Source organism: Aquimarina rhodophyticola, from assembly GCF_042434915.1.
Classification (GTDB): domain Bacteria; phylum Bacteroidota; class Bacteroidia; order Flavobacteriales; family Flavobacteriaceae; genus Aquimarina.
The window spans coordinates 1,415,517-1,428,355 of record NZ_CP170198.1 but is presented as its reverse complement, the minus strand read 5'-3'; the positions used below and the strand labels follow the sequence as shown (position 1 = coordinate 1,428,355).

At 32.2% G+C, this 12,839-nt stretch carries 11 protein-coding genes; 2 read left to right on the top strand and 9 right to left on the bottom strand.

From position 1 onward, the window contains the following. Positions 1-45: 45 nt before the first annotated feature. Positions 46-2,544, bottom strand: coding sequence for a PIG-L family deacetylase (locus ACE939_RS06315; RefSeq protein ID WP_378188027.1), 2,499 nt, complete (start codon positions 2,542-2,544; stop codon positions 46-48). A gap of 108 nt (positions 2,545-2,652) precedes the next feature. Further along, the gene (locus tag ACE939_RS06310; RefSeq protein WP_378188026.1) at positions 2,653-4,824 is read right to left on the bottom strand and encodes a DNA mismatch repair protein MutS; all 2,172 of its coding nucleotides are present in this window, start codon (positions 4,822-4,824) and stop codon (positions 2,653-2,655) included. 92 nt (positions 4,825-4,916) lie between these two features. On the opposite strand from ACE939_RS06310, the gene ACE939_RS06305 reads away from it, so the two are divergent. Next, complete coding sequence (locus tag ACE939_RS06305; protein WP_378188025.1) at positions 4,917-5,582, top strand: uracil-DNA glycosylase; 666 nt, start codon at positions 4,917-4,919, stop codon at positions 5,580-5,582. On the opposite strand, the gene ACE939_RS06300 is transcribed toward ACE939_RS06305, so the two are convergent. After that, a complete protein-coding gene (locus tag ACE939_RS06300; protein ID WP_378188024.1) occupies positions 5,583-5,753 on the bottom strand; it encodes a hypothetical protein in 171 nt (56 codons plus the stop codon). A 316-nt stretch (positions 5,754-6,069) separates the two neighbouring features. Further along, positions 6,070-6,924, bottom strand: a complete 855-nt coding sequence (locus ACE939_RS06295; RefSeq protein ID WP_378188023.1) for a substrate-binding domain-containing protein — start codon at positions 6,922-6,924, stop codon at positions 6,070-6,072. Between the two features lie 142 nt (positions 6,925-7,066). Here ACE939_RS06295 and ACE939_RS06290 point away from each other — a divergent pair, with 142 nt between their 5' ends. After that, a complete protein-coding gene (locus tag ACE939_RS06290; protein WP_378188020.1) occupies positions 7,067-7,213 on the top strand; it encodes a hypothetical protein in 147 nt (48 codons plus the stop codon). Positions 7,214-7,220: 7 nt separating this feature from the next. Here ACE939_RS06290 and ppk1 read toward each other — a convergent pair whose 3' ends face one another. The 5 genes from ppk1 to ACE939_RS06265 form a co-directional block, all read right to left on the bottom strand. Continuing rightward, positions 7,221-9,269: a polyphosphate kinase 1 gene (gene ppk1 / locus ACE939_RS06285; RefSeq protein WP_378188019.1), complete on the bottom strand. Its 2,049-nt coding sequence runs from the start codon at positions 9,267-9,269 to the stop codon at positions 7,221-7,223. Positions 9,270-9,395: 126 nt separating this feature from the next. Then, complete coding sequence (locus tag ACE939_RS06280; protein ID WP_378188017.1) at positions 9,396-10,268, bottom strand: nucleoside phosphorylase; 873 nt, start codon at positions 10,266-10,268, stop codon at positions 9,396-9,398. Between the two features lies 1 nt (position 10,269). Then, complete coding sequence (locus ACE939_RS06275) at positions 10,270-11,208, bottom strand: DUF1835 domain-containing protein (protein ID WP_378188016.1); 939 nt, start codon at positions 11,206-11,208, stop codon at positions 10,270-10,272. A gap of 57 nt (positions 11,209-11,265) precedes the next feature. Then, complete coding sequence (locus ACE939_RS06270; RefSeq protein WP_378188014.1) at positions 11,266-11,598, bottom strand: translation initiation factor; 333 nt, start codon at positions 11,596-11,598, stop codon at positions 11,266-11,268. 12 nt (positions 11,599-11,610) lie between these two features. Then, positions 11,611-12,561: an isopenicillin N synthase family dioxygenase gene (locus tag ACE939_RS06265; protein ID WP_378188013.1), complete on the bottom strand. Its 951-nt coding sequence runs from the start codon at positions 12,559-12,561 to the stop codon at positions 11,611-11,613. Between the last annotated feature and the right edge of the window lie 278 nt (positions 12,562-12,839).

Below are 12,839 nucleotides of genomic sequence, written 5' to 3'. Positions count from 1 at the left end.
TTCCAGATGAATTTATTTTCCATAGAAAGTTGTTTAAATAAGTTGTTATTTACCCAAGGATATTAGATTTGCAAATAATCTATAAGCACCAGAGACTCCAGCAGGAAATTCTCTAAAGAAACTCAGTCCTGTATATATATAATTCCCCTTGCCGTAGCTTGCGATTAATAAACTTCCTTTTTTTGAGGATTCGCCAGCGTCATTTAAAGCAAAAATAGGCGTATATTCTTTGGACCATTTGTTCGGGAAATATAAACCTCGTTCTTGAACCCATCCATTAAAATCATCTTGTGTTATTTTATTAGGCTCATTTAGTACTGGATGTGCAGGATCAATAAATGTTACAGTTGCATGTTCATCGGTTACGCGATCTCTAGAGACTTGAATAGGGTATGGCCCTATATTTTGATTAACCTTAAGACCTCTATTGGTATTGTATTGTACAATTAGATTCCCTCCATTTTTAACGTATTCTAGAAGAATATCTTGCTTAAATTTCAATGCTTCAACTATATTGTATGCACGTATACCCATTACTATCGCATCATATTTTGATAATGCACTGGTTGAAATTTCTTCTGGAGCTATTGTTGTGACAGTATATCCAATTTGCATTAAACTTTGTGGTATCACATCACCTGCACCCTCAATATATCCAATATTTTGTCCTTTTTTCTGAATATCTAATCGTACAACTTTAGTTTTTGCAGGTAATAAAACTGTTTGATTAGGAATATGATCATACTTAATATGCGTGAGTGCATTGCTGTATATTTGATCATTCACCTTGGCTATTGGCTGAATAGTTCCTTCACTTTTATTGTCGGGCGGAGTTAAAAGAAAAGTAAATTGTTGTTCTTGACTCTTCTTGGTATTGCTAAAAGTATGCTTTGTAGGAGTTACTTTCCAACCGGTTGGAATTGTTAGACTTAAAGTTCCTGAAATATTATCTCGCTGCGGAAGCAGTGTTACTTGTATTTGTTTTGCTTTACTCTCATTATAAATGATTACTTTCTCGCTAAGCGCAACTGCAACTTGTGGCACTATTTCTAGCGGTTGATAAACTTCTCCTTTTACAGGATCATTTTTCTTGAAAACAATGTCTCGGGTAAAAGTTAGTAGTTGATCTCCCATTTTAATAGAAAATATAGCCTTAAGATCTTTTGATGTTTCTGGTTGCCCAATTAAATTTCTATCATCAACGCGATACATACCTAGGGTCCCTTCATTATTTAACCAATACGGGTTAGTGTTTTTTATAATCGTTGGAAGAGTTAAGTTGATAGTATGGTTTATAGATACATTAGCATCGAGATTTTTATCGATAACCTCCATTTGATTATTTGGTGCAATGTTTACTTTTTGCAAATGCATTGTCTGTGTACTTCTATTGATTGCTTCAATATCAATGTTTAAAGCATCACCAGGAGTTGTTAGTGGTGTTTCTGAAACAGCTTCTAGATAGAGACCGCTCGCAGCAGCTATGATTTCGGTAATTTCATTGATCTTAATGGTTTTCCAATGAGTATCTTCCAATTTTTGAATTAGCGAGTAGGCTTGAAGCAATTTTGGAATTGATTTTTCTGGAGCATTAAAATCATATTCATTCTGTACACTAGTCAAAAGTTGATAAATTGGCTCTCCGTTTTTGACACGTTTCCAGGTTGTATCGATTCCTTCAAATATAGACTCTTTTTTACTAGGAAGCTCACCATTAATTAATTCTAAGTACTCCAAGTTAATACCTCTAGTTCCTGTACTACCAAATCCTTGAGATTTATGTTGACTTCGACTTAAAGAAGCAATTTCAGTATTAGAAAGGCCTAAGGCGGGATAATAGATACCAGTATCGACGGTCAAGAGATTTTTCTTATCCGCTTTATTAAACTTTTCTTGACTTCCATAAAACCACCAAGAGGTATTAAAAAACTGTCTTTTGGCTTGCCAAGTGGTTGTATAATTAAGTTGATCTGAAAATTTTTCTGAATCAGAAGAAATATCAAAGGCTTCTACGCTAAGCATTGCCGAGGAGGTATGATGCCCATGTGTTGATCCAGGACTTCTGTGGTCAAATCTATTGATGATAACATCGGGTTTGAATTTTCGAATAGCCCAGACCACATCACTTAGTACATCTTGTTTGTTCCAAATGGATAGGGTTTCATCGGGATGCTTAGAATACCCAAAATCGTTTGCTCTGGTGAAGAGCTGTTCACCGCCATCAATACGACGTGCAGTCAAAAGTTCTTGTGTTCTAATTACTCCCAAAAGTTCTCGTATTTCTGGACCAATTAAGTTTTGACCACCGTCACCTCGTGTTAACGATAGATACGCTGTACGAGCATTTTGTTCGTTTGCTAGATAAGAAATTAAACGTGTATTTTCGTCGTCGGGATGCGCTGCAACATATAAAACAGAACCTAAAAAGTTTAGTTTCTCGATTGCTTTATAAATCTGAACGGCATTTAATTTGTTTGGTTGTTGAGCGTTACTATTTGTGATTCCAAGGGTTAACAGGATACAAACCGTAATAAAAAATCGCATAGTAGTTTTAATTTAGGATATCCTCAAATATATAAAGATATTAAACGAGCATTAATGCTTTAAGGATTCTTTAACAGTTTGAAAAGGTTATTAAAATTTACTATAGTACTATTTTTTGCGTTCTACAAATTCTAATTGATCCAACTTCACATTTGTGGTAAATATACCGTAGTTGACAATGGCTTTATTTTTTTCAATAGTATCAATAGATCCTATCGATTTGCCATCGATCATACGTACCCGATCTCCAACTTTTAAAACTACTTTTGGTTTTTTAGTTTCTTGTTCTACTTCCTTTTTCTTTTCTTCTTTCTTTTTAACACGAATAACCGCTACTTTCTTTTCAACCTCTTTTTCAATTTTCTTTACGGCTACTTTTTCTTTACGTTGTTGATTTACAGTTTGTTTTTTACGTTTGGAGTTTTCAACCTCTACAACCTTTAAAAATTCATTAATAAGATCGCGTTTCTTTTTATTATTAAAATATTTTTCACTTAAGTCATTAATTTTTTGACCTAAATAAATCATGCGTTGATTGCTATCGTATAGTTCTTGATAACTTTCTAGTTTTTGTTGTATACGTTGATTTATTTTATCTAATTTTTCTTTTTCTTCTAACGCCTTTAATTCTTTAGTTTTTAGAGAAGATGTAGTTTTTTCTAGTTTGGAGCGTTCTTTTTGTAAATCGGCAATACTTTTATCAAAACGAATTTTGCCTCGCTCTACTTTTTTCTTAGCTTTATTAATAAGACTATAGGGAATTCCATTTTTTTGTGCTACTTCAAAGGTAAAGGAACTACCAGCTTCACCCAGATGTAATTTAAATTTTGGTTCCAAAGTCTTTGCGTCAAATAGCATATTTGCATTAGACATGTAAGGAAGCTCATTTGCTAACATTTTTAAATTAGCGTAGTGGGTAGTTATAATGCCAAAGGATTCACGGTCATAAAAAACTTCTAGAAATGCTTCGGCCAGAGCACCTCCTAATTCTGGATCACTACCAGTACCAAACTCATCGATTAAAAACAACGTTTTATCACCACATTTTCTTAAAAAATATTTCATATTTTTAAGTCGATAGCTATAAGTACTCAAATGATTTTCGATAGATTGGTTGTCTCCAATATCCGTAAGTATTGTATCAAATAAACAAACTCGACTATACTCGTGTACTGGTATTAGCATACCACTTTGTAGCATTACCTGTAATAACCCTATGGTTTTAAGTGTGATACTCTTTCCTCCAGCATTGGGGCCCGAAATTACAATGATGCGATTATTTTGGTCTAAAGTTATGCTTTGCGGAAAAGTTTTTTCGTTTTTTGAAATATTATTAAGATACAATAGGGGATGATAGGCCTCTTTTAACTGAAGCTCTCTATTTTTGGAGATCTGAGGTAATATTGCATTCAATTTTTTTGCAAATTTGGTTTTAGCAGCAACAATATCCATATCACTTAGATATTCCTGATATTCTATCAATAAATCACTATGTGGTCTTAGTTGATCGGTAAGTGCTTTTAGTATTCTTACAACCTCTTCACGCTCTTCATATTCGAGATTCGTTAATTCTCTACTGTACTGCAAGGTAGCTTCTGGCTCAATATAAACAATACTTCCTGTCTTAGAATTACCCATGATAGCACCCTTTACTTTACGTCGGTACATGGCTTTTACAGCAAGAACACGTCGATTATCAACTACGCTTTCTTTAATTTCATCGAGATATCCTAGATTATTATATTTTCCTAAATCTCTACCAAAGCTACCATTGAGCTTACCTTGTACGAGATGAATATCCTTTCTTAAATTTGCTAATACAGGCGATGCATCATCTTTAATCTCACCAAATTTATCTAAAATAGAAGTTATTAATTTGATAATTACATCTGTATATGGTATTAAAAAAGAGCGTTCTGAAAGAGTAGGGTAAAGATCGCTTCGTTTTTTGAAAAAAGCTAATAGTGAATTGGTTGATTCACTTAGAGTAACTAATTTTTTAAGATTAAAAGCTTCCAAAAAAGCATTTTCTATTTTGAGAAGTTTTAATTCACCATCGATCGTATCAAATCCATGATTTGGTATTCTACTGTCTTGAAGATATGAGGACTTGTATTCATTAACCTGATATAAGCCTGCTCTAAGATCTTTAGTATTGGTAAAAGGTTTGATCTGTTGAGCTTTAAGTTTTCCTTGATCAGTAGTACATAATTCGATAATGTGCTCTAGTATAGTATCAAATTCAAGATCATTCAGTGTTTTTTCAGAAATACGAATCATATAGTTGTGGAGCCCTTTTTTTTAAATTATATTCAGGGTTAGAAATAAATGAACACAAAAATAAACAAATCCCATTATTATATACCTTTTATATGGATGTAAAAATTGAAAAGAGTTGGAAGAAAATTTTGCATGATGAATTTAATAAGCAGTATTTTAAATCACTAATAAAGTTTGTAAGAGAAGAATACTCAAAGCACACTTGCTATCCAAAAGGAACCGAAATCTTTTCTGCTTTTGATTATTGTAGCTTTGAGGATGTTAAGGTTGTCATTATAGGACAAGATCCTTATCACGGAGTGGATCAAGCTAATGGACTTTGTTTTTCTGTTAAAGACCATATTTCAAAACCTCCTTCATTAATCAATATATTTAAAGAATTAGAGGAAGATCTTGGAATTAGTATGCCAAATACAGGTAATTTAGAACGTTGGGCTAAACAAGGAGTTTTATTATTGAATGCCACACTAACTGTACGTGCTCATGAAGCTGGATCACATCAAAAAAAGGGATGGGAACAATTTACCGATGCTGTGATTGAAAAATTATCAAACGAAAAGGAAAATCTTGTTTTTTTACTTTGGGGAGGATATGCCCAAAAAAAAGGTAAGAAGATTGATGAAAGAAAGCATAAAGTTCTTAAAAGCGGACATCCTTCTCCCTTGAGTGCCAATCGGGGCTATTGGTTCGGGAATAAGCATTTCAGTAAAGCAAATACATATTTAAATGAGAAGGGCATAGAACCAATAAATTGGTAGTTATGCAGCTTTTGCGATTTCTAAATCTTTAGAAACTTTTGGAGTTACCTTGGTAATACGAATTTTTTTCTGGGGTTTTTTAGTATCACCTTCTACAGATTGAACACTAAATTTCAATAAAATAAAATTGATCAATAAAAGACCACCAAGAATGCTTAGAAACGTTGCCATAATACTTTGTTTATTATTTATTAGATGCTTAAACTACAATATGGTTGCGTGTACGTTAGTAAAATATTTTTGGGGTAAGGTTGTGCAAATTTAAAATTATAATTTAATTATTAAAGCTTTTACCCAAAAAAATCATAACGTACTTTCAAATGTTCGTTTAAGATTTGTTGCTAGACATACTAGAACTAAAATTGTACCATTTTTTTAGTGAATGATGTTTTATTATCGAATTGTGGTTAGAAAGAGTAAAAATAAAATCATGTGTTCAAAGTATTTCCTTGAAGGGTAGGTTTTTGTAATGGTTAATTATCAGATTTTAATCAAATGTGTGCAATAGATCTTTAGGCGGTACAGTGGAGGATATAATATTAAGTTTAATTAATTTTTCCTGAATTTCGTTTAAAATATGTGGAGAAAGTGTAGATTGACTCCACAGTGTTAAGGTTAACCATTTTTGAATATCTGATAATTTTTGTTGGTATCGTTTGGATAATATAGTATCAATTGCTGGATGGTTTTTAAAACTTTTTGTTTGTTTGTTTATAATTGATAAGATAGTTTTAATATCATTTTCACAATTTGTTAAAACATCTTCTCTTACCGCGATTACAAAGCAGGGCCATGGTGTAGGACAATCAGCAATATGTCTAAAAACACCACTGTCTACTAATGGTTTTGTAGTAAAATGTTCCCACATGAAATAATCTGAAGTTTGATTTGCTAGAGATTCAATAGCACCATCTAAGTTTTTTACGACTTTAAAATCCAAATTCTCGGGTTTCCAATTGTTATTTTCGGCATTAATATATGCCATTAAATGAGAGCCCGAACCAAAACGACTTATAGCTGCAGTTTTATTTTCTAGTTCATTAAGATGTTCGAATTGTGAATTTGCATCCACATGAATACCCCAAATCAAAGGTGATTGAATGTAAGTTTGTACAATTTTTGAGGGATTTCCTTCTATACAATCTTTAATAATACCTTCGGTTAAAATTATGGCAATATCAATTTCTTTATTTCGAAGTGCTTGACACATAGCACCTGTACCACCTGGAAAATCTTTCCATGTTAAATCGATATTTTGTTTTGAAAACTTTTGTTCTTCGATACACATATGCCATGGTAGATTGAAATGTTCTGGAACTCCACCAACCGTAAACTTTTTCATAAAGATCTAATGTTTTAGCATTTTTAATGTTTTTAATCGATTATAACTGTTTAAAAACGATTAAATAGATAAATTTATTTTATATTTGGAGTACAATTCTTATCTGTATAGGATTGTAGCCTACTCTTTAAAACCTACAATGATGATTAAACATTATATTAAGAATACATCCAATGTATTTAAAGAATTTAGATTTAAAAATATTTCAATTGATATTGGAGTTATCATAATCGTAGCCTTACTTTTAATTACCAATTTAATAGTTAGTTTACAGGTTTTGTTTGGTTGAAAATTTATTAGGTCGCATGTACTTTTGATAAATATCGTATTATCTCATACTGAGATCGTATTGATTTATCACCTTTTACTTGCTCTGTATAGGTATTAGTTTCTTCTGCATCCTGATAGCGTGCTTTTACATTATCATTAAGCTGTAGATTTAGTATAGTTTTTAGTTCTTCCTTCAGTTTTGTGTTATATATAGGTGTTAGCACCTCTATTCGATTGTCAAGGTTTCTGGTCATCCAATCTGCACTCCCCATATAAAGTTGCATGGTATTATTGGCGTTAAAAAGATAGATTCTTCCATGTTCCAAAAAACGATCCAACACACTAGTTATAGTAATGTTCTCGCTTATTTCCTCAAGTCCAGGAACTAGACATGAAAAACCGCGAACTAAAAGTTCTATTGTGACACCAGCATTACTAGCATCGTAAAGCTTATTAATAATTTGTTTATCTTCTAGACTATTAAGTTTTGCTTTTATTCCTGAGGATTTTCCGTTCTTTGCATTTATTATTTCTTGATCAATCAGATTTTCAAAAGTGGCTCTGGTATTAAAAGGTGATATTAATAGATGTTTAGGTGTAGGAATTAACAATTTACCAGAAAGAATTTTGAAAACTTGAGATAGATCTTTTGTTATTTTGGGATTAGCTGTAAACAAGCCGTGGTCACAATAAATTTTTGATGTTTTTGCATTAAAATTTCCAGTACCTATATACGCATATTTTACACTTTTACCATCTTCTTTCCGTTTTACTAATAATATCTTTGAATGTACCTTTATTTTGGGATAACTGTAATATACATTTGCTCCTTTATCTTCAAATTTCTTACCCCATTTTAAATTATTTTCTTCATCAAAACGTGCTTTAGCTTCTACAAAGACAGTCACTTTTTTGCCATTATCTAATGCTGTAAGTAATGCAGTTGTGAGTGCAGATTCGTCTGCAACTCGATATAGTGAAATTTGTATTTGAGTAACATTGGGATCAATCGCGGCTTGATTTATAAAATTTTGAACATAATTGAATGACATGTATGGAAAATGCACCATTTGGTCTTCGTTTGCAATAACTTCAAAATAGTCTTTTGTCGATTCGAAAGCACGATGCTTAATTGTTTCTAATTCTGGAAAGCTTAAAGTAGTATCATTTTTCGGATTTGGAAAACTAAAAAAATCGCTAAAATTATGATATTTCCCTCCGGGCATCATATCGATTTTTCCTAATCCCAAAACTTGTTTTAATTTTTTCTTTATATTTTTTGGCATACCCGTATCATAAAGTAATCGGGTAGCTTGTCCATCTTTACGTTGATTTAGAGATGCTTTTATTTTTTCGGCGAGTACACCTTCAAACTCATCTTCAATATATAATTCGGCGTCTCTTGATAATTTTATTTCGTAGCATCCACTAATTTCTTCATCCTCAAAAAGGAGGGTAATGTTGGATTTAATAATGTCATCGATGAACGTGATATAGGATTTATCATTTTCTGAAGGAAAGCATACAAACCTCCCGATTTGTTGGGTTGGTAAATTTACAATTCCCAAATTTTCAGAGTCTTTAAATACAACAACGAAATAAAGAAGGTTATTGTCAAGAAATAAAGAAGTATCATTTGAAGGCGAAATTATTTTTGATTCGATATGGGGTAAAATTTTTCGAATAAAAAATTCTGTCGCATAGGCGGACTGATTAAAATCAAACTTTTTGTCTGAAACGAGATAGATGTTATTTTCAGCCAATTGTGGGATTAACTCTCGATAAAAGATATTTCCGAAGCGTTCCTGTTGTGCTTTAACTCTTTTAAGTATTTCTTTTACTTGTTTATTAGGCTTTAACGCAAGATTTTTACGAATTTGTTTGTCAATTTTTTTGATTTGACGTAATCTAGAAACGCGAACTCTAAAGTATTCATCCAAATTAGAAGAAAAGATAGCCAAGAATTTTAGACGTTCGTACAAGGGATTGTTTACATCTTCGGCTTCTTGCAATACACGTTCATTAAAGCTTAACCAGTTAAGATCTCTATGTCTGTAAGGATATTTATCTGTCATATAATTTTTTAGAATTACTATAGCTAGTAAGAAACTTAAAGTTATTTAATAAAATTAGGGTTACATTACTAAGATGCAAATTACAAGTTCAGAAATGTATTACTTTAAAGTTTACGTTAAATTCTACTAGAGTTCAACAATTTTATTCAATGTAAGCTGTATAAGTTGATCAATTGTTTTTGCAGAATTTTTGCTAAAAAGCCCTGTAGCTCTATTGGCTACAATAGCATTAAGTGATATAGCTTTGTGACCTAAAAGTTTTGCTAAACCGTATATTCCGGCGGTTTCCATCTCAAGATTGGTTATGATAGCGTCTTGATAAGTAAAACTAGCTAACTTCTTGTTCATAAGAGAATCCTTAAGTGGCAATCGTAACACTCTTCCTTGCGGTCCATAAAATCCAACATTGGTTACCGTTATTCCTTCTTTTATAGTTTCATCTACAAAGTGGGAGAGTAGTTCTTTATTTGCAGCCACAACATAAGGTTTTGACTTATTTTGATCCCAATCGAGATGAGTATGTAGGGCTGTTGATAATTTTTGGTTTTGTATATCTTCACTTTTATAAAAATGGAGTAAGCTATCAAAACCAATACCGTAAGAAGAGGCTATAAAACTATCTACGGCAACAGTTGGTTGTATGGAGCCAGAGGTTCCTATTCTAATAATAGTTAGAGGTGTAAACTTATCGTTAAGGGTTCTTGTTTTGAGGTTAATATTCACAAGTGCATCTAATTCATTAAGAACAATATCGATATTATCTGTTCCTATTCCCGTTGCGATTACAGAGATCTGTTTACCCTTATAAAAACCTGTTTGTGTATGAAATTCTCTCTTTTTAACAATATGATCAATCGTGTCAAAATATTTGGTAATTTCTTGAACGCGATCTGGATCTCCAACGGTTATAACCGTAGGTGCTAGTTGTTCTGGTAATAAGTTAAGGTGGTATATACTCCCATCAGAGTTGAGTATTAATTCTGATTCTGCTATTTTCATTTTATAATTTCATCAAATTATGAGTATCATTATTATACAAATAATGATATTTATTTACCCCACCATAGTACCAATCGGAAGCGGTGGTGTTGTAAAAATTCTTTTTTTCTAAGAGCGCAAGATGTCCTCTTTCAGAAACTATCAATTGCTCTTCTTTTTGATCGAGGAACTGAAAAAGTTTTGCGATAATTCTTTTCATTTGCATGTCTCCATATCCATAAAAACCTTGATATTCTAGGGCATAGCCCATAAGTTGTTTCATGTTTTTAATCTGATAGGTGTTCACCATCTTTAGGATGTTCATTTCTAAACTGTTTAATCCTGTTTTAGAATTGGGGAAACGCTCCAAATGTGCTTTAATACATATTGATAAATAATCAAAGGAGGAAGCAACTGTTATTTGCCCTTTAAGTTTTTTAGGATTCTCTTCACAGTACAGCGTCCAAATATGAGAAGCCAATTCTAAATCATCAAGGGAAAGTTTTTTTTTAGATTTTAAATGACTAATCAATTGTTTATCACTTAAATCAGTTAACGCAAAATAATTTGATTCTCCAGCTATACGACCACTACAAACGAGATATATAGGGGTGTCTCCAAAGCCTTTACGTAACAATAGACTAATTGCAGCAATCATATTTATATGGCAAAATAAGTCATACTCAAACCACAAAATAATCTCTTGGTATGAAGTCTTAGTATCTAGCTTAGACAATTGGGAGACAAATTTTTGTTCGTAGTCCTTGGGCGTTATTCTATAATACTTGTGTAGAAATTTTTTTCTACTATTCAAGGATTCTAATGACTCTGTATGAATAAGTGTAGGTCCTTCACATAACATTTCCCTCCAAACAAGGCACTCTCCATCAATTAGTTGTAATTGATGAAGACGCTCTGTTAAATAATCACCATTAGTAATATGTAAAACATGTTTACTCAAAATAAATACTTTGTAAGATTTTAATTTAGAACTAACTAATAATTATAGGGCAATGATTTAACCACCCACTCGTTTTACCTTAAATCCTTTTTCTTTGAGGATTTCCATAATTTGAATACGATAATCTCCTTGTATAATGATGCGGTCATCTTTAAAACTTCCGCCCACACTTAAAGCCTTTTTAAGATCTTTTGCTAGTTTTTTGAAATCACTATCGGCACCTGTATAGCCTTCAAGAATAGTAATAGGTTTTCCTTTACGTTTTTCATATTTACAAAGTATAGGATCATCTTGCAGCCAAATCTTATTTTCATCAGATTCTATTTTGTTCTCATCTTCAGAGATCTCGTGATCTGGAAAAAGATTTTTCAATTGATCTTTTAAGTCCATAATGATTACAAATTATTTTTTAATAAGACCTATTTCTACAAGACGTTGATGTAAAAATTCACCAGCGGTTATATCTTCATACTGTTTTGGGTTTTCTTCAGAAATACACTCTTCAAGGCAATTTAATTTCATCTCGCTTCTGGGGTGCATAAAAAAGGGGATAGAGTATCTAGGATTCTTCCATTCTTCTTTTGGCGGATTAATAACTCTGTGAATTGTAGATCTTAGTTTATTATTAGTTAACCGTTCTAACATGTCTCCAACGTTTATCACCAACTCATCTTCTTTGGGAATTGCATCTATCCATTCGCCATCTTTACGCTGTACTTGTAGTCCTCCAGTAGAAGCTCCCATAAGTAGGGTTATCAAATTGATATCGCCATGTGCGCCTGCTCTAACGGCACCTTTGGGTTCTTCAGTTATGGGTGGGTAGTGGATAGGTCTTAAAATACTATTTCCGTTACTCGCCCAATGATCAAAATAAAATTCATCCAACCCAATATAAATAGCCAACGCTCTTAAAACATATATTCCTGTTTTTTCGAGCATACGATATGCTTCCATACCTGTATGGTTAAAATCTATAAGCTCTTCAACTTTTACATTATCTGGATAATTCTCAATTAAATTAGCGTCGTCAGAGGGTTCTTGCCCAAAATGCCAAAACTCTTTTAAATCTCCTTCTTTTTTACCTTTAGCATGCTCCTTTCCGAAAGAGATATAACCACGTTGACCTCCTAAACCTTCAATTTCATACTTCTTTTTTGTTTCGATAGGAAGTGCAAAGAACGCTTTAACTTCTTTATATAATTCTTCAACTAATGCGTCGCTCAAAAAATGATTTTTTAAAGCAACAAATCCTATCTCTTCATATGCTCTACCAATTTCGTTAACAAATTTTTCTTTACGACTTTTATCGTCAGACAAGAAGTCTGCAAGATTGACACTCGGAATATTGTTCATGCTACTAATAATTATAATTTAAAACGAAAATAACTGTATTTTGATGAAACCACACCATCTTCACATAAAATTATAGCTTTGGCAGACAGGGTGTAGCTAATTATACTTAATTGGAATATAAATTTAACCATTTAGGATTTTTTATCGCTATCTTTTAACATGTAGTTAATATAAACGTTTTTGTATATTAGTATATAATTCAATTTTTTTGGAATAGTAATTTTATAACAAAACTGAATACTCATTTCACCTTTTTATTTTGAATTCTCAATAGCATT